Source organism: Ruegeria sp. O5 (assembly GCF_056535105.1).
The window spans coordinates 1-16,477 of sequence record NZ_JBQERN010000018.1; the positions used below are offsets into that span (position 1 = coordinate 1).

The following is a 16,477-nucleotide window of genomic DNA, read 5'->3' on the forward strand; positions in this document are numbered from 1 at the left end:
CAGAGCCAATGATCCCAAACGCATGTTCAATACCATGCATCTGCAAAACCTTAACAAAGGCCTCTTCCGTCGTCATCTTCATAGGGGTGTTCTCCAAGCAAGAGTGAGAAAACCGGGCACCGGGACCCGGGGGTTGATATGGTTTTGGCGTAAGGGTGCGACCTGCGTTAGGGCCAGACGCGTCTGCGGAATATGTCCAGTGCGATCTCAGGCAGACCGGATAGCATCCGCGATCAGTTCGACGCCGGGGCCTATGCGGTTGGTCGAAATTGAAGAGTACCCGAGGCGGTAGAAGTTCTGCGGCCTGTCGGGCCCCGAGAAAAACGGAGCACCCGGTTCGATATGAACACCCTGGTTCTGCAGCTTTAGCGCAAGCTGCGTTGTGTTGACGTGCTCGGGGGCCGACATCCACATTGATGAGCCGCCCATTACGCCCCGTCCAGCCACTGTGAGCCCGCTTTCTTCGATGGCTTTGTCCATCGCATCGCGCCGCTCTTGCAGGGCTTTCGACATACGTCGGATCTGCGCGTCGTAATGGCCCAATGACAGAAAATACGCTGCCGTGCGCTGAATATGACCCGGAGGGTGGCGCAGGACCAACGAGCGAAGAGCACGTGCTTCGCGGATGAAAGGCTCGGATCCGACCATGTATCCAAGCCGCAATCCCGGAAACAGCGACTTGGAAAAACTGCCGACGTAAATCACGCGCCCATCCCGATCCATGGACTTGAGTGCAGGTGAAGGTGCGCTGCGAAAGGCCATTTCGAATTCATAGTCGTCCTCGACAACCATTGCATCCAGATCGCGTGCCCGATCCAGTAGCTTGTTGCGGCGGTCGATCGGCATCGTCGCGGTTGTCGGGCTTTGATGGCTGGGGGTGGTAAAGATGACATCTGCTTCGTCGGGGATCGCTTCTGGTGGCAAGCCGTCGCGATCGACGCTCAGGGGGGTCACAGCGCAGTCCCAGTGGTTCAAAAGGCTTCGCAGCGCGTAGTAGCAGGGATCTTCGATTACGGCCGTGCGTTTGTGTGTCAGCAAGATGCGTGAGGCCAGCCAAAGCGCGTTCTGCGCGCCCAGGGTGATCAAGATCTCTTCGGGGCGGGCGACGATACCACGGCGCGGCAGGGTGTGGCGCGCGATGAATTCGATTAGCAACGGATCATCCTGATCCACGTAATCCCCTGTCAGCGAATCGAAGTCTTTGTGCCCCAATGCGCGAACCGCGCATAATCTCCAGTTGGCGTGATCAAACAGGGTTCGGTCGGCCTGACCGTAGATGAACGGATAGCGGTATTCGCGCCAATTGCTGGGTTTCGGCAGGACGTCGCTGTCCAGAAAGCGGCGCGCCAATGCCCTGTCCCAGTCGACAGATTCCGTGCCGCGCTGCACGGGCGAGTATTTGGGCGGAACCGGTGCGTTTTGCGAGACGTAATATCCTGACCGGCCCTTTGCCGTCAGATAATCATTTGCCAGCAACTCGGTATAGGCAAGCGTCACCGTGATGCGGCTGACACCCAGATGTGCGGCCAGCTTTCGCGAGGATGGCAGTTTTTCCCCCACGTGAAAGCGACCGGACAGAATGCCCTCGGCAATCATCTGCTGGATCTGGGCCTGCAACGTGCCCTGACCGTTGAGCTCAAGAAAGAATGTTTCGACCGATATCCCCATGCCTGCTTATAGGCTGGACTTAAGGCAGGGGCAATCTGGACTTACAGTGTCATGGAAAATTTTCCCAAGGTGGGTTGACCAGGGTCCTTTGTGAAACTACAAAACTAGAAATCTAGTTTAATGGAGGCAACTCATGTGGGAAACTGCTGCTGCCGGATTTTCCGCCATGGGTTCGGAAGCCCGGCTGAAAGTCCTCAAGACGCTAGTGCGGGCTGGTGAGGCCGGTCTGACCGTTGGCGAAATCCAGAACCGGACGGGGATTGCCCCGTCGACTTTGGCGCACCACCTGCGGTTTCTTGCAGCCGGAGGTGTGGTCGAGCAGGAAAAGATCGGTCGCACCACGATCAACCGGGCCTGTTATGACGAATTGAAGACGCTGGCGCAGTTCATTCTTAGCGAATGCTGCGCTGACGCGGTTGGAAAGGCGGCCAACGATGGCTGAATTGACGCAATCGCCCCGGCTGACCGCCAAAGGTGCACTTGAGATGATCAAGACACCCTGGGCATTGATTGTCGCCATTCTTGTGGCGGTGGCCGTTCTCGACCCCGGCAACATGCGCGAGGTTGCGAGTTTTGCAGTCAGGGCCTTGGCGCATACAGGACAATACATCCTGTTTGCCGTGCTTCTGTTGTCATATCTCAAGGCAACCGGGGCCGAGGTGATGGTGGCGCGCGCCTTTGAAGGGCGCGAGACCCGGATGATCTTTCTGGCCGCCCTGTTCGGCGGACTTGCACCATTTTGTTCTTGCGAAGTCATTCCCTTTATTGCGGGCTTGCTTGCACTCGGAGCGCCGCTGTCGGCCGTGATGGCGTTCTGGCTCAGCTCGCCATTGATCGACCCGCCGACGCTTTTGATTACGGCTGCTGCGCTGGGATGGCCCTTTGCCATCGGTAAAGCGGTTGCAGCCGTTGCGCTTGGCCTGTTCGGCGGGTTCGCGGTTCGGTTACTGATGCAGCAGGGGGCATTTGCCCAGCCCTTGCGCGAATACAAACCTGCCGGGTGTTGCGGATGTGGTCCGAAAGCGGATGACAAGCCGGTCTGGAAGTTCTGGCAAGAGCCCGAGCGTCGCGTTCGGTTTCGTTCGGAGTTCGTACACAACGGGCTGTTCCTGCTGAAGTGGCTGGCACTGGCCTATGTGCTCGAAGCTTTGTTGGTCAACTATGTGCCTGCGGACCTGATCGCTGGCGTCGTTGGCGGAGAAGGCGTGCTGCCGATCATCGTTGCCGCGCTGGTGGGGATGCCGGCCTATCTGAACTCTTACGTCGCGCCGCCGCTGCTGGCGGGTCTGATCGATCAGGGCATGACCGCGGGGGCTGCGATGTCGTTCATGGTTGCGGGTGCCGTCAGTTCCATACCGGCGATGGCCGCAGTCTGGTCATTGGTCAAACCGCGCGTGTTTGCGACTTACCTGAGCCTTGGTGTGGGGGGCGCAATAATCGCAGGCATCATCTTTCAGGTGGTATGAACGAAAAAGCCGCCCGGTGTCAGCATCGGGCGGCCTTGTTTTGTCTGAAATTTCGATCAACCGGATTCGCAGAGACGGGGCAGTTTGAACCGATACCGGGCTTCGCCGCTTTTGACGTAGATGCGTTTTTCCACGCAGGCCGTCGTTCCAACGGTTTGTGAAATCTGCGACTCGGTCGACGTAATCGACGTGGCCGATCCATCGGGCAGGCGAACCGAGGCTACGACGCCGTTCTTCAAGTCCCCGTTCACCGGGGTTGCGGACAGAACCGGTACGATCAGGAAAGCCTCGTGTTCGTGTTCGCCTTCGTCCCCCAGCAGAAACAAGGTGGTGACGATGGCGATCATGACAACACCACCCGCCAGACCCAGCCCCCATGTCCTGAGAAAGGCGTAGATCGTTACGGCGCGGTGCGGGCCGAAAATCGCAGAAAGAATGCTCAGCATGACAAGTCCGTCAAAAAAGCCCCAGCCGTTCCGACCGGGGCTGATTGTCTGTTACAGACGAGGATCATCCTCGTCTTCATCATCCGCCCCGCCTTTGGGCAGGTTGAAGAAACTGTCGGCGTCGATGATAGGCTCGTCGTCTTTTTCATCCGACCGATCATCGGACAGCGAGAAGGTTTCCAGACCTTCGATCGCGGTCGGGATTTTCGGCGCAGCGTCCATTTCCAGCGATTGCTCGGTCGAAACCAGCTTGCGACGCTCGTCATCGCTCATCACGCCGCCTTCGGCTGCTTTCTTGGCAGCGGCCTTCTGCACGATCGCATCCAGTTCGGACTGTTTGCACAGGCCCAAAGCAACCGGGTCGATCGGCTGCATGTTTGAGATGTTCCAGTGCGTGCGCTCGCGGATCGACTGGATGGTCGGCTTGGTGGTGCCAACCAGCTTGGCGATCTGGCCGTCGCTGAGTTCGGGGTGGAACTTGACCAGCCACAGGATCGAGTTCGGACGGTCCTGACGCTTGGACAGCGGGGTATACCGCGGGCCACGGCGCTTTTCTTCGCCGGATGCCGCCGGATTGAACTTGAGCTTCAGCTTGTGCAGCGGGTTTTTCTGCGCGGCGTCGATCTCATCCTGTGTCAGCTGGTTGTTTGCGATCGGGTCAAAGCCCTTTACGCCTGCGGCCACATCGCCATCGGCGATGCCCTGCACTTCCAGTTCGTGCATTCCTACGAAATCCGCGATCTGCTTAAAGCTGATCGTGGTGTTGTCCACCAGCCATACGGCGGTTGCCTTGGCCATAAGCGGTTTTGCCATCAGCCCGTCTCCTATACATACATCTTTCCCGTCGCCGGAATTCGGCGGCCCCTTGGTCTTGGGGCAGGTTTCCGTTGTCGGGGAACTTGGCCCGTATATAGTCGCCACGCAGCAAGAAGGGAAGAGGCGAATGCGCTGGGTCGTATTGTGGGTCTTCAGCGCGATGACAGCGCTGGCCGAAGGTGAAAAAGCAGGTGAGTTCGACTATTACGTCCTGTCGCTTAGCTGGTCGCCCAATTGGTGCGCCCGTGAAGGGGACGCGCGCGGGTCAGACCAATGTGACGACCGGCACGACCACGGATGGATCCTGCACGGGCTCTGGCCGCAATTTCATCAGGGCTGGCCATCCTTCTGCCGCTCGCCCGAGGCGCCGCCAACACGCCGCATGACGCGGGAAATGGAAGATATTCAGGGTAGTGCGGGCCTTGCATGGCATCAGTGGAAGAAACACGGCACCTGTTCGGGGCTATCTGCGCCCGACTATTTCGCCCTGTCCCGGCGTGCCTATGATGCTGTCGAACGCCCGCAGGTCTTCCGCAAACTGGACGCATCCGTCAAACTGCCGGCTTCGGTGGTCGAGGATGCGTTTTTGAAAGCCAATCCAGAGCTGGAGCGCGATATGATCACGGTCACCTGCAAACAGGGCTATATCGAAGAGGTCCGCCTATGCCTGTCGCGCGACCTTGATCCGGTGCCATGCGGCCGCGATGTGATCCGCGACTGCACTGCCAAGGACGCGCTGTTCGATCCGATTCGTTAAAGCTTTTTGTTCTGGCAGTCCCGCGCATAGTCCAGCGCCTTGGCGGTGCCTTTCAGATCAATCGCCATCACCACCTCGCCTGCGGGATTGTAAACCGTCATCGTCTTGTTCTGGGCAATCGCGGTGACGAAATTCCGGTCGGTAAAAAACACCGTCGCACCGGGCACTTTGCGTTCATTGAACCCGATAGCGGTTGCGTCAAAGCTCTTGCCGTCCAGTTCGAACCGGATGGGATAGCTTTTCCCCTGTTCAATATTGCCCCAGGCCTTGTTGTAAACGGCAAAATACCCGCGATTGTCCAACGCGTCATAGCCCAGCCGCACGACCGAGAGGTCCTGATAGACCGTCTGGATCAGGCACCCGTTCCCAAGCGCGGGGTCCATCATAATGTTCCAGCCTTCGACGAAGCCCTTGTCGACCAGTTCCTGCGACAGGGCAGCGGTTGCGGTGAAGGCGGCGAAGGTAAAGGCGAGAAGGCGGGTCAAGTTAAGCACTCCCAACTAAAAAATGTGGTTGGCTGTATCTAACTGTAACTCGGTTTCAGGCAAACAGTATTCTCTGAAACCTAGTCCAGATGCTTCAGCAGTCTCAAAGTACGACAGTTTTGCGCGGCAACTATGCTACAGTGATTGCGTTCAAGAATGTGAGAAACGCTATGACTGCCAACAAAGCGCAGGCGGATTACTGGAGTTCAGCTCCGGGACTTCAGTGGATCAGGTTCGAAGAAGAACTGGACGCTGTTTTTGAAGCGGTGGACCAAGAACTCATCCGGCGAGCGGGTGATATCCATGATGCGGATGTACTTGATGTTGGTTGCGGAACCGGCGCCACGAGCCGTGCTTTTGCGAAAAAGCTGACCCCAAATGGAACACTGACGGCGCTGGATATTTCCAAACCGCTCTTGGAGCACGCTCAAAAGAAAGCTGGAAAACTTACTGTAAAATCAAAGTATTTTTTGATGGACGCGCAACAAGGTGCGATCCCAAGCGCGCCATTTGATCTTGTGATTTCGCGCTTTGGCGTCATGTTCTTTTCCGATCCGAACGCTGCGTTTGCCAATATACGAAAGCACATGCGGGCGCGGGGGCGTTTGATTGTAGCGGCTTGGGCTCCAATGGCAATAAACCCTTGGTTCGATGCTCCGTGCAAAGCGGCAGTTTCACGTTTGGGTCCACCTGATCCTGCTGATCCCAACGCACCGGGACCGCTGGGTTTTCAGGATATCGATTACGTTGTCGATGTGTTGAAAAAAGCAGGATTCAGAAATGTGACAGGAGAAGTTTCGGCGATCACACTAAAACATCAAGGACCGCTCAAAAAAGTTGCTGACTTGGCTTCCAACATAGGACCAGCAGCGCGAATTCTAAAAAAGTATTGTGGAACGGATGCGGATGTCGCGGCAATACAAGAAGCCGTTATGGAAAAATTCAGGGTATTCGAGAAGCCGGAGGGCGTGGGTATTCCCGCAAAGTTAAACTTTTTTGAAGCAGTTAACCCTGGATAAGCTTACAAAAGACAGCCAGGAGACAGACACGTACAGCTGGTGTAACACCCCACGTCAGTCTACAATTCCTTACGCGCCCTGAGCGCCGCCGTGATCGTCCCGTCATCCAGATAATCCAACTCTCCGCCGATGGGCACGCCTTGCGCCAGTGAGGTCAGGCGCACCTGGCCTTCCAGCTGATCCGCGATGTAATGGGCGGTGGTCTGGCCGTCGACGGTGGCGTTCAGGGCAAGGATCACTTCGGTGATCCCTTCGGCCAGGACCCGATCCCTGAGGCGGGGAATGCGCAGCTCGTCCGGGCCGACCCCGTCCAGTGCAGACAGCGTGCCACCCAGCACGTGATAGCGGCCCTTGAAGACCCCTGACCGCTCCATCGCCCAGAGGTCGGCGACGTCTTCGACCACGCAGAGTTCGCCGGTCGCTCGGGCCTCGCTATTGCATATGTCACAGATATCCGTGGTGCCCACATTGCCGCAATTCAGGCATTCGCGGGCGGTGACGGCCACTTGCTGCATGGCGTCTGACAGGGGCGTCAGCAGCAGAGCGCGTTTGCGGATCAGGTGCAGCACCGCGCGGCGGGCCGAGCGCGGGCCCAGCCCCGGCAGTTTGGCCATCAGGTCGATCAGATTGTCGATTTCGCTGTTCGTGCCCATGGCCTGTCCTGCTTTGCGCCGGAGGAAGCCTCCGGCGGGAGTATTTGGGAAAAGATGAAGCTCAGAACGGTAGCTTGATGTCTTTGGGCAGGCCCATGCTTTCGGTCAGCTTGCCCATCTCTTCCTGTGAACGTTCGGCGGCTTTGGCCTGAGCGTCCTTGATGGCAGCCAGGATCAGGTCTTCGACCACTTCCTTGTCATCGCCGTTGAAGATGGACGGGTCGATGTCCAGCCCCTTGAGTTCACCCTTGGCTGTGGCCGTTGCCTTGACCAGCCCTGCACCGGATTCGCCGACAACCATCATGTTGTTCAGCTCTTCCTGCATTTCGGTCATCTTGGTTTGCAGGTCTTGTGCGGATTTCATCATCTTGGCCATGTCGCCCAGTCCGCCAAGCCCGCCGAGTCCTTTCAGCATCAGTCGTCTCCTGTGTTTCTGTTTGGTTCTAAATACGGACCGCAGGCAGGTGGCACAAGAGGTCTCCCGCCTGTCCAGATCAGAGCGTCGCGGACCGATCATTTATGCGCCTGCAATCCCTCCCTCAGTTGCATGGTGGAGGGGCGTGAGTATGCCGGTTTCTTGAAACTTGGACCCGCGGGCTCAGGGGCTAGTCCTCTTCGAACGGGTCCCATTCCTCTTCGACTTCGGGAAGGGCTTCGGTCACAACCTTGGCGGCGCGCTGTTCAGGTGTTTCGATCCGAATGATCTTTGCCTTGGGGAATTGCGTCAGCACGGCCTGAACCAGCGGGTGTTCTTCGGCCTCGGCTTTCAGGGCCAGTTCGGCCCGGTCCCGCACTTCCGCGATGGTCGCGGCATCCCCGTCCGAGACAATGGAGACGGCCCACCGATTGCCGGTCCAGCGTTGCAGGGCAGAGCCCAATCGCGACGCCAGATCCGACGGTGCCTGAGGTGTCTGGGTGAATTCGATCCGGCCAGGCTGGTACGACACAAGGCGCACGCCGCTTTCCACCTCGACAAGCAGTTTCACATCGCGGTTTGTGCGGATCAGTTCCACCACATGCCCGAAGGTTGGATAGCGGGCCAGGGCCGTCTGTGCATCCTGCGCCAGCGCGGCAACCGGTGCGCCACCCGCGCCGCGCGGGGGCGATGTATAGGCAGGCGGCGGGGTCGCGTTGGATTGCGTTGCCACAGTGGCCTGCCGGGACAGTGACATGCCCCCGCCCGGCCCGCCGGGAGGCGAAGGTGGGACGTCTTGCAGCCGTTTGATCAGCTCTTCGGGGCTGGGCAAATCGGCGACATGCGTCAGTCGGATAACAGCCATTTCGGCGGCCATCATCGCGTTGGGCGCGGCAGAGACTTCCTCCAGCGCCTTCAGCAGCATTTGCCACATCCGGGTCAGAACCCGCATCGGCAAGGCCTCGGCCATGTGCTGGCCCCGTGTGCGTTCGTCGGGGGAAACTGTCGGGTCTTCGGCCGCGTCAGGTGTGATCTTTACGACAGACACCCAATGCGTGATTTCGGCCAGATCGCGCAGCACGGCCAGAGGATCTGCACCTTCCGCATATTGACCGCTCAGTTCAGTGAGCGCCCCTGCCGCGTCACCACGCAGGATCATGTCCATCAGGTCCAGAACCCGTCCACGATCGGCCAGACCCAGCATCGCACGGACCTGATCCGCCGTCGTCTCACCGGCTCCGTGCGAGATTGCCTGATCCAGCAGTGAGGTCGCGTCGCGGGCCGATCCTTCTGCGGCGCGGGTGATCAACGCCAGCGCATCGTCGGCGATCTGCGCGCTCTCCGCCCCGGCGATCTTGCGCAGCAGGCCGATCATGTCTTCGGGCTCGATCCGGCGCAGGTCAAAGCGCTGACACCGCGACAGAACCGTGACCGGCACTTTGCGAATCTCGGTGGTCGCGAAGATGAATTTCACATGTGCGGGCGGTTCCTCGAGCGTCTTGAGCAGCGCGTTGAATGCGCTGGTCGAGAGCATGTGAACCTCGTCGATGATGTAGATCTTGTAGCGTGCACTGGCGGCGCGATAGCGGACACTGTCGATGATCTCGCGGATATCGTTGACGCCGGTACGGCTGGCCGCATCCATTTCCATCACATCGACATGGCGACCTTCCATGATTGCGACGCAATGCTCGCACTGACCGCAAGGCTCGGTTGTCGGCCCTCCGGTTCCATCCGGCCCGATGCAGTTCATGCCTTTGGCGATGATCCGCGCCGTGGTGGTTTTTCCCGTTCCGCGAATGCCGGTCATGATAAAGGCCTGCGCAATCCGGTCGGCCTCGAAGGCGTTTTTTAGGGTGCGCACCATAGCATCTTGACCCACCAGGTCGGCAAAGGTTTCCGGGCGGTATTTGCGGGCGAGAACCTGATAGGCGGGGCTGGGCGTGTCTGTCATGTCTTCTCGCTCGGATTCGGTGCTTCGGCACAGCGTAGTGGCGGCGGCAGTCCGCGTCCACTGTGGGGCGCGATGATTTTTTGTTTCAGAAACGGGCTGGTTTCCAACTAAACTGGTCCAGCGGATTTAATGACTCATTTCTTAAAGAGTATCTTGGGGGAGGACGCACTTCATGTCGCAGCTGGTCATTTTTGCTCTGCAGGTCGGAGGCGGAACGCTTGCCCTTACTTCAATGCCCGGGCGTGGCGGGGATTACGTCGGCGATCTGGATATGATTGCGGCTTGGAAACCGGGCCTTGTGATTTCAATGACGACGGATGTTGAAATGCTTCAGGATGGCGCGCAGCACTTTGGCAGCGACATCCAAAGCCGTGCCAGCCGGTGGGTTCACCTGCCGATCGAAGATTTTGGAGCACCGACGCAGGCGGTTCAGAAGGCCTGGCCAGAGGTCAGCGCCACGGCCCGACATGCGCTGTCGGGCGGTGGCCGGGTTCTTGTGCATTGCCGTGGGGGGTGCGGCAGATCCGGGATGATTGTTCTGCGACTGATGGTTGAATGCGGTGAACGCGCCAGCGACGCACTGGACCGCCTGCGGGCCGTGCGCCCCTGCGCTGTCGAAACCGATGCGCAGCTGGCCTGGGCGTCCCGGATCACCCCGGCACAGGTGGAAGTGGGATCAAGCTGACAGCTGCTGGGGTGCGTAGCCGGTTTTCCGGGGCCGGATCGTTGAAACCTCGATCATGGCGCAAGGCGGGTTCGCGACAATGCCCGAGGGCAGCGTGCTGAATGTAGGTCCGAAGATCAAATCGGCATAGGCATCAAGGTCCCGAATTGCCGTATCAGGGTGCGCCCCGCAGAAAACGCGAACGCTGTCGGATCGCGCTCGGATCGTTGCCATGCACCCTTCCGCGCAATGTGACAGCGCGCTGTTGCCTTCAAATTCGAAATCTTCGCTGGTGGCCGAAACCGCCTGCGCCATGGCTTCGGAAATCGAGCGGGCCAGTCGCGCCAAAGCCGGGCAGGTATTGCCCGTCCGCTGGCACACAGTTGCGCTGTATTCGTGTGACTTTGTCTTCCAGATCATCCTGCGCCCTCCGCGCGTGGTGGGCTGGATATTGGGGCAGGTGGGACAGCATCTCGCTGTCAGGACCTGCCCGGACACCCCGCCCGAGTTTCGGTTTCAGTTCCGATGGCAGGTCTCCTGACTTGCGGGTCATTGCTCTGCCGACCTTCCCAGCCCGTGGGCCAGTGGTATTTCGGCATTACTTACCGCTTACAGTTGCGGGGGCAGTCGCGGACTTGGTTGATATCTGTGTGACCAGACAAACCGCACCGTGTTCCCTTTTCATCCCGACCTCTTGTGGGGGCCGGAAACCATCACACAACCGCTAGCGCCTGATCGCGTTCCGAGTCAAGCCGATCTTTAGGCCGGACGTTTGGTCATGCTGGATGCGGTTTACCTTCCGGCTTAGTGTCGTCGGCATCGAAGGCAGGCAAACCGATTTTTTCAGCGAAAGCCGGGGATCATGTTGGATACGGAACAGACAGTGTTGATCGAAGATTTCCGCTTTCCGTCCGGGTCTGTGACCTTGTCGGCGCGGCTGTACCGGCCAGTGGGTGAGCCGGACACGGTTATCGTGCTGAACAGTGCCACGGGTGTGCCGCGTGACTATTATCAACACTTCGCACGATGGCTTGCTACCGAGCGGGGGATAGCTTGCCTGACCTATGACTATCGGGACTACGGGCTTTCTTTGGTCGGCCGCCTGAAAGACGCAACTGCAACTATGGCGGATTGGGCGTTGATCGATATGCCTGCGGCGCGGGCCGAGATGCGCAGGCGGTTTCCTAAGGCGCAGCAGTGGACCATCGGCCATTCGGTCGGTGCGATGCTGGGGCCAGTGCAGCCGGATATCGACCAGATCGACCGCATGATCGGTGTGTGTTCGGGGCTGGTGACTTTGAAAGATCACCCATGGCCCTATCGGGGGTTGGCAGGGCTGTTCTGGTATGGCCATGCACCGTTGATGGTACGGGCGCTTGGGTATCTGCCCGGCAAAGCAATCGGGTTTGGTTCGGACCTGCCCGCCTCGGTCTACTGGCAATGGCGCAAATGGTGTACAGCTCCTCTTAGCTACGTTCCCGAGATCGGGCAGAATTTGCCTGATGCGCATTGGGGCAGTTCTGGAACACCTGTGGATCTGTTCACCTTCGAAGATGACCAGATGGCTCCGCCCGAGGCAGTTTGGCGCCTTGCCGATCTGTACGGCCCCGAGGCCAGACGCCACCTTCTGAAGCCTGCCGAATTCGGACTGCCGGAAATAGGCCATATCGGAGCATTTGCCCGTCGCAATGCAGCGGTCTGGCCGCGCCTGATCGCCTGATCAGACGCGACGCAGGTTTTCCTAACACCTTGCGGTTATGGCCGTTTGCGAAGCTTCTTGTCCTGCATGACACCGCGCACCATCTTGCCGAACGCCTTGTCCCGCGCCCGCGATTGGGCAACGGTTTCCGAGTTTCGCTGATCTTCGCGCCGCAGCTTGCGCCAACGGTCCAGCCGGGTCGGGTCAAGTACGCCTTCGCCGATTGCGTTCTGCACGGCACAGCCGGGCTCGGTCTCGTGCTGACAATCCGAAAAGCGACAGCTTTGGCCAAGCTCCGTGATGTCCGAGAACACGTTGTCGATCCCGTCCTGAGCGTCCAGCAAACGCAATGCGCGCATTCCCGGCGTGTCGATCAGCCAGCCACCGTTACCCATCCTGTGCAACGCGCGCACCGTTGTCGTGTGTCTGCCCCGCGCGTCGTCTTCGCGAATTCCAGACGTGGCGAGGTTTTGATCCGTCATGGCGTTACTGAGCGTCGTTTTACCCACGCCCGACGACCCGACCAGCGCGCCGGTCTGGCCTTTGGGGCACCATGCCAGAACCTTTTCGACATCTGCCGGGTCCAGCGCATTGACCGCCAGCACCGACAGAAAAGGGTCCAGAGATTGCACTTGTCCCGAGAAACTGCCGGGGTCATCCGACTGGTCAGCTTTCGTCAGGACAACGACCGGATAACATCCGGCCTGATGCGCCAGCGCCAGATAACGTTCCAGTCGGGGAAGGTTGAAGTCCGCATTGCACGAGCTGACGATGAACAAAACATCGACATTGGCGGCAATCAGTTGGGTTGCGGCACCTGTACCGGCAGCTCTGCGTTGCAGCAGGCTGCGCCGGTCCAGAAGGTGGCGCACGCGGTATTCGGCGTCCGCAAGAACCCAATCCCCGACGGCATATGAACCGGTCGGATTATCCGGTGTCAGCAAAGGGATTTCACCATTCGGGCTCAGCCCGATCAGACGGTCCCGATGAACCGATGCGATACGAAAGGGCGTGTCAGAAGGAAAAGCCGCGTGTTGCGCGGCAAAGTGAGAGGACCATCCCAGGTCCGAAAGCGTATAAGACATTTATCTGCCTGTTTTCAGAAACAGCAATGCCAACGGATGGCAATCGCGCATCCGCAGGTCGTGTGTTCAGGCAGTCCGGTGATTCCGGTGAATCAGAACCAGTCTGCCCGAAGGGTTTTCACTACAATCATAAAGCCCTCCTGCGGCTGTGGTTCACGAAGTGAGAGGTTGGACATCGACCCAAGCGGGGCTCGTTGTGGCTGCTTCCTTCCGGACCTGACCAGGTTGGCGAGGCGCTCGCCCGCGCCAACCTCTCGAGTCCGGATATAGGGAAGGCATCGGGAAAAGACAACCCATCAGAGCGTCAGGCGAATGCGTTCAAATCCCCTGCCATCCGAGCCCAGCGACACGGGATCGAACCTGTGCAACTCATCCAGATATTTCAGGGCACCCGGACCTGTACGAAGAATTGTTGTCACGCCCCGTTGCGGCATCAGCGAGAACGGGTAGGGCTGCGTGGCGATTGGATCGGGCGGAAGGTGCTGCGCCAGGTAATCCTGCACAAGGTCCTTGATGCTCAGCGGTGGCAGGCTGATCAGATCAGACGTTGTCGCATGCGGAAAATGCCCGCCTCCGCTGGCGCGGTAATTGTTCAGCGCCATAACGAACATCTGCTCCGGTCGTACGGGACGGCCTGCATATGTCAGATCGCTGATCCGCTTTTGGTCGGGGCGGATTATTTTCCCCTGCGCATCGTAACGAGGCGGCCGCGTGGGATCGATCTGATAAGACAGTCCAAACACGATGTCGAAATTGTATCCGGCCCGTTCAGGGTTGATCAGCTCGGGTTCGGAACCGGGCTTTAACTGGTTGAATACGCTGGCCGACATCTCCAACCAGTCCAGCAAATGCGCGCCGCTGATCCGGATTGCACGCAACTCGTTGGGAAACACATGCAGATCCGCGACATGGCGCAAACATATTTCTCCGGCGGGTACCTCGGTATAATGGCGCGGGCCTGAGCGTCCGCCGGATTTGGCGGGCGAAACAACCGACAAAATCGGCAGATCGGCCAGGTCTGGTCCCTGCAAAAACGGGCGCAGTGCGGCGGCTTGCGCCGCAGCTACGAGGGTCAGCCCGCGATCCGGCGCACAGCAACTGAAATAGCTGTGCAATGTATCCGGGATATGTGCCACCGGTGCGGCAACGGATTGACGGGTCATACGATGTGCCACCTCACACAAGCCCGCAATTTCACTGTCTTCCCCGACGGCTGTGCCGTTGCTGATAACCGGTCGCAGTTCGACGCGGTAATCCCGGATTTGCACTTTGCCGTCCGGCCCGGCGGTCACGGCCAAATCGATAACCCCCAGGTAAGAGCCCGCTGATCCCGGCATGACAACGGGTGTTCCATGTACCAGCCCCGTCAGGTGATCGACCATCGGGGTATTGGCATGGCCCTCTCCTGGAAGTGTCAGGTGAGTGTGCCCGGCCACAATGGCATCGATGCCTTTGATCGCGGCCAAGGGTATCACGGCGTTTTCCATCCCTGCCACCGGTTCGTTGCCCCCAAGGCCGGAATGAGCAAGCGCCACGATGATATCACACCCCTCGTCGCGCAATGTCTGCGTCAGGGACTTTGCCGCAACCAGGATATCCTCGACGACGATATCGTCATCCAGATTATGCGCCTCCCAACAGGCCGTTTGCGGCGGAAGAACCGAGAAGATGCCGATGCGAACGGGAATGTCTTCACCGTTCAAAGATACAGTGCGGTCCAGAACGGTGTATCGCTGCCAGAGCTGTGGGCCGCGCGTGCGATACAGGTTGCTGCAAACGACCGGACAGGGGGCTTGCGTCAGGATGTTGCCCAATGACACCAGCCCGAACCCGAAATCATGGTTGCCCAGCCCGATCGCGTCATAATCCAGGGCTTCGAACGCCTTCATCATCGGATGGGCAGTGCCACTCTTTGCCGCCCAATCGCCCATTGGGGTTCCCTGCAACGAATCCCCGTTGTCAAACATCAGCACCAGCGCGTCCTTGGCCTCTTGTCGGGCAGCGCGGATCAGGCTGGCAGTGCGCGTTAATCCAACCGTCTGGTCTGGCGTGTCAGTGTAATAGTCAAAACCGGTGAGGTTCATATGCAGGTCGGTTGTGGCCAGAATGCGAATTTTCCCAATGTCACCAATGGGCTGTACCTGCGTCGAGGAGGGGATCTTCACTTTGAGTATTCTGCTATTGAATGTGTGTATTGATTAAATCCATCAAAATTCACTCTAGATGATTTTTCCGAGGCCACCATGCGGCTTTTCAGCGGCAGGGTGGTGGATTTTCTATCCCTGAATAGCCATTGCAACACGGGCTGAGACGTGGCAGCCCTGTGCGCAAGATCAAAAGGAAATCCAATGAAAAACGCAGAGCAGGTAACCTTCGGCGGTTCGGGCCTTGACCGGGCGGCGCAGTATCGCGGAGATGCGGACAAGCTGACCGAGGCGATGCACAACCCGGCCGCCCGCTGTATCTTGCTGTGGCGTGGAAAACTGCTGGTACAGGGTGAGGGGCTGGACCAGCTTGCCATGATCCCAATGACGCATCCGCTGATCAGCAATGGTCCCGGCGGCGTCATTGAATCCCCGGTGTTTTTGGGTCTGAGCGCCGACAGCGCCCCCGTGTTTGCCGTTGATATTTCCGCATGGACAGCCGAGGGGCTGGATCTGACCAGTCTGGGCGCCTTCGTGGACAAGTCCGAACAACAACACCCGGATTTACCGCAAGGCCACGTGTTTGCCGAACTGCGCCGGATCATGACACGGCTGTCGGCGCGCGACGCGGAACTGGCGGCCACGTCTAAGGCAATAATCGGCTGGCATGAAACACATCGCTATTGCGCCCGATGCGGTGCCGCCAGCGAGGTGTCGCAAGGGGGATGGCAGCGCAGTTGCCTGTCCTGTGGCGGGCAACACTTTCCGCGCACCGATCCGGTTGTGATCATGTTGATCACGCATGGTGACAGCGTGCTGATGGGCCGGTCTCCGGGCTGGCCTGACGGGATGTTCTCTTTGCTGGCGGGATTTGTTGAGCCCGGCGAAACGCTTGAGGCAGCAGTGCGCCGCGAAGTGATGGAAGAGGCGGGCGTGCCGGTGGGTGCGGTTTCGTACCTGTCCAGCCAGCCCTGGCCGTTCCCGGCCTCATTGATGTTTGGATGTGCGGGTGAGGCGCTGTCACGCGACATCGTGATCGACCCGGTCGAGATAGAAGAGGCGATGTGGGTCAGCAAATCTGAAATGATGCAGGCCTTTGCCGGTGATCATCCTAGGCTATTGCCAGCGCGCAAAGGGGCAATCGCTCATTTTCTGCTTCAGAACTGGCTTGCAGATACTCTGGACTGAGGGAACATTGGCTCAGCA

Annotated in this window: 17 protein-coding genes, 1 other RNA gene and 1 riboswitch; of the genes, 7 read left to right on the forward strand and 11 right to left on the reverse strand. The window is 58.9% G+C overall.

Annotation, left to right across the window (positions count from 1 at the left end; genetic code table 11):
- Positions 1-207: 207 nt before the first annotated feature.
- Complete coding sequence (pdxR, locus tag ACR0M3_RS16900) at positions 208-1,668, reverse strand: MocR-like pyridoxine biosynthesis transcription factor PdxR (RefSeq protein WP_267363605.1); 1,461 nt, start codon at positions 1,666-1,668, stop codon at positions 208-210.
- 133 nt (positions 1,669-1,801) lie between these two features.
- On the opposite strand from pdxR, the gene ACR0M3_RS16905 reads away from it, so the two are divergent.
- Positions 1,802-2,110 carry an ArsR/SmtB family transcription factor gene (locus tag ACR0M3_RS16905; protein ID WP_209507696.1) on the forward strand — a complete coding sequence of 103 codons (309 nt, stop codon included), beginning with the start codon at positions 1,802-1,804 and terminating at the stop codon, positions 2,108-2,110.
- Positions 2,103-3,134, forward strand: a complete 1,032-nt coding sequence (locus tag ACR0M3_RS16910) for a permease (RefSeq protein ID WP_480774309.1) — start codon at positions 2,103-2,105, stop codon at positions 3,132-3,134. The genes ACR0M3_RS16905 and ACR0M3_RS16910 overlap by 8 nt, the downstream gene beginning before the upstream one ends.
- Before the next feature lie 56 nt (positions 3,135-3,190).
- Here the strand turns inward: ACR0M3_RS16910 and ACR0M3_RS16915 are convergent, their stop codons facing one another.
- Complete coding sequence (locus ACR0M3_RS16915; RefSeq protein ID WP_267363610.1) at positions 3,191-3,580, reverse strand: hypothetical protein; 390 nt, start codon at positions 3,578-3,580, stop codon at positions 3,191-3,193.
- A 51-nt stretch (positions 3,581-3,631) separates the two neighbouring features.
- Positions 3,632-4,393, reverse strand: coding sequence for a DUF1013 domain-containing protein (locus ACR0M3_RS16920; RefSeq protein ID WP_480547361.1), 762 nt, complete (start codon positions 4,391-4,393; stop codon positions 3,632-3,634).
- 130 nt (positions 4,394-4,523) lie between these two features.
- On the opposite strand from ACR0M3_RS16920, the gene ACR0M3_RS16925 reads away from it, so the two are divergent.
- On the forward strand, positions 4,524-5,153 hold the full coding sequence (locus ACR0M3_RS16925) for a ribonuclease T2 family protein (RefSeq protein ID WP_480488860.1): 630 nt from the start codon (positions 4,524-4,526) through the stop codon (positions 5,151-5,153).
- Here the strand turns inward: ACR0M3_RS16925 and ACR0M3_RS16930 are convergent.
- Entirely contained in the window at positions 5,150-5,638 is a 489-nt protein-coding gene (locus ACR0M3_RS16930; RefSeq protein WP_480555816.1) for a hypothetical protein, read from the reverse strand. The genes ACR0M3_RS16925 and ACR0M3_RS16930 overlap by 4 nt on opposite strands.
- Before the next feature lie 170 nt (positions 5,639-5,808).
- Between ACR0M3_RS16930 and ACR0M3_RS16935 the strand changes: the two genes are divergently transcribed.
- Complete coding sequence (locus ACR0M3_RS16935; protein WP_480623704.1) at positions 5,809-6,657, forward strand: class I SAM-dependent methyltransferase; 849 nt, start codon at positions 5,809-5,811, stop codon at positions 6,655-6,657.
- A 59-nt stretch (positions 6,658-6,716) separates the two neighbouring features.
- Here the strand turns inward: ACR0M3_RS16935 and recR are convergent, their stop codons facing one another.
- The 3 genes from recR to ACR0M3_RS16950 form a co-directional block, all read right to left on the reverse strand.
- Positions 6,717-7,310: a recombination mediator RecR gene (gene recR, locus ACR0M3_RS16940; protein WP_480588744.1), complete on the reverse strand. Its 594-nt coding sequence runs from the start codon at positions 7,308-7,310 to the stop codon at positions 6,717-6,719.
- Positions 7,311-7,371: 61 nt separating this feature from the next.
- Positions 7,372-7,725: a YbaB/EbfC family nucleoid-associated protein gene (locus ACR0M3_RS16945; protein ID WP_209507712.1), complete on the reverse strand. Its 354-nt coding sequence runs from the start codon at positions 7,723-7,725 to the stop codon at positions 7,372-7,374.
- 190 nt (positions 7,726-7,915) lie between these two features.
- On the reverse strand, positions 7,916-9,679 hold the full coding sequence (locus tag ACR0M3_RS16950; protein ID WP_480900831.1) for a DNA polymerase III subunit gamma/tau: 1,764 nt from the start codon (positions 9,677-9,679) through the stop codon (positions 7,916-7,918).
- A gap of 172 nt (positions 9,680-9,851) precedes the next feature.
- Between ACR0M3_RS16950 and ACR0M3_RS16955 the strand changes: the two genes are divergently transcribed.
- Positions 9,852-10,364: a protein-tyrosine phosphatase family protein gene (locus ACR0M3_RS16955; protein ID WP_480488864.1), complete on the forward strand. Its 513-nt coding sequence runs from the start codon at positions 9,852-9,854 to the stop codon at positions 10,362-10,364.
- Here the strand turns inward: ACR0M3_RS16955 and ACR0M3_RS16960 are convergent.
- On the reverse strand, positions 10,356-10,763 hold the full coding sequence (locus ACR0M3_RS16960) for a hypothetical protein (protein WP_480484675.1): 408 nt from the start codon (positions 10,761-10,763) through the stop codon (positions 10,356-10,358). The two genes, ACR0M3_RS16955 and ACR0M3_RS16960, sit on opposite strands and share 9 nt — an antisense overlap.
- A gap of 90 nt (positions 10,764-10,853) precedes the next feature.
- A riboswitch (cobalamin riboswitch) is annotated at positions 10,854-11,072 on the reverse strand.
- A 133-nt stretch (positions 11,073-11,205) separates the two neighbouring features.
- Between ACR0M3_RS16960 and ACR0M3_RS16965 the strand changes: the two genes are divergently transcribed.
- Complete coding sequence (locus ACR0M3_RS16965; protein ID WP_480911817.1) at positions 11,206-12,063, forward strand: alpha/beta hydrolase family protein; 858 nt, start codon at positions 11,206-11,208, stop codon at positions 12,061-12,063.
- A 35-nt stretch (positions 12,064-12,098) separates the two neighbouring features.
- Here the strand turns inward: ACR0M3_RS16965 and rsgA are convergent, their stop codons facing one another.
- From rsgA to ACR0M3_RS16980, 3 genes are all read right to left on the reverse strand, one after another.
- A complete protein-coding gene (rsgA, locus tag ACR0M3_RS16970) occupies positions 12,099-13,127 on the reverse strand; it encodes a ribosome small subunit-dependent GTPase A (protein WP_480911819.1) in 1,029 nt (342 codons plus the stop codon).
- A 158-nt stretch (positions 13,128-13,285) separates the two neighbouring features.
- Positions 13,286-13,384, reverse strand: an RNA gene (ffs, locus tag ACR0M3_RS16975) — signal recognition particle sRNA small type.
- 39 nt (positions 13,385-13,423) lie between these two features.
- Entirely contained in the window at positions 13,424-15,292 is a 1,869-nt protein-coding gene (locus ACR0M3_RS16980; RefSeq protein ID WP_480911822.1) for a bifunctional 2',3'-cyclic-nucleotide 2'-phosphodiesterase/3'-nucleotidase, read from the reverse strand.
- A 183-nt stretch (positions 15,293-15,475) separates the two neighbouring features.
- Here ACR0M3_RS16980 and nudC point away from each other — a divergent pair, with 183 nt between their 5' ends.
- On the forward strand, positions 15,476-16,459 hold the full coding sequence (gene nudC, locus ACR0M3_RS16985) for an NAD(+) diphosphatase (RefSeq protein ID WP_480588751.1): 984 nt from the start codon (positions 15,476-15,478) through the stop codon (positions 16,457-16,459).
- Positions 16,460-16,477 lie beyond the last annotated feature (18 nt).

Bases quoted from the DNA above. Each gene is read 5' to 3' on its own strand.
- pdxR (WP_267363605.1), bottom strand. From the start codon at position 1,668: ATGGGGATATCGGTCGAAACATTCTTTCTTGAGCTCAACGGTCAGGGC.
- ACR0M3_RS16905 (WP_209507696.1), top strand. From the start codon at position 1,802: ATGTGGGAAACTGCTGCTGCCGGATTTTCCGCCATGGGTTCGGAAGCC.
- ACR0M3_RS16910 (WP_480774309.1), top strand. From the start codon at position 2,103: ATGGCTGAATTGACGCAATCGCCCCGGCTGACCGCCAAAGGTGCACTT.
- ACR0M3_RS16915 (WP_267363610.1), bottom strand. From the start codon at position 3,580: ATGCTGAGCATTCTTTCTGCGATTTTCGGCCCGCACCGCGCCGTAACG.
- ACR0M3_RS16920 (WP_480547361.1), bottom strand. From the start codon at position 4,393: ATGGCAAAACCGCTTATGGCCAAGGCAACCGCCGTATGGCTGGTGGAC.
- ACR0M3_RS16925 (WP_480488860.1), top strand. From the start codon at position 4,524: ATGCGCTGGGTCGTATTGTGGGTCTTCAGCGCGATGACAGCGCTGGCC.
- ACR0M3_RS16935 (WP_480623704.1), top strand. From the start codon at position 5,809: ATGACTGCCAACAAAGCGCAGGCGGATTACTGGAGTTCAGCTCCGGGA.
- recR (WP_480588744.1), bottom strand. From the start codon at position 7,310: ATGGGCACGAACAGCGAAATCGACAATCTGATCGACCTGATGGCCAAA.
- ACR0M3_RS16945 (WP_209507712.1), bottom strand. From the start codon at position 7,725: ATGCTGAAAGGACTCGGCGGGCTTGGCGGACTGGGCGACATGGCCAAG.
- ACR0M3_RS16950 (WP_480900831.1), bottom strand. From the start codon at position 9,679: ATGACAGACACGCCCAGCCCCGCCTATCAGGTTCTCGCCCGCAAATAC.
- ACR0M3_RS16955 (WP_480488864.1), top strand. From the start codon at position 9,852: ATGTCGCAGCTGGTCATTTTTGCTCTGCAGGTCGGAGGCGGAACGCTT.
- ACR0M3_RS16960 (WP_480484675.1), bottom strand. From the start codon at position 10,763: ATGATCTGGAAGACAAAGTCACACGAATACAGCGCAACTGTGTGCCAG.
- ACR0M3_RS16965 (WP_480911817.1), top strand. From the start codon at position 11,206: ATGTTGGATACGGAACAGACAGTGTTGATCGAAGATTTCCGCTTTCCG.
- rsgA (WP_480911819.1), bottom strand. From the start codon at position 13,127: ATGTCTTATACGCTTTCGGACCTGGGATGGTCCTCTCACTTTGCCGCG.
- nudC (WP_480588751.1), top strand. From the start codon at position 15,476: ATGAAAAACGCAGAGCAGGTAACCTTCGGCGGTTCGGGCCTTGACCGG.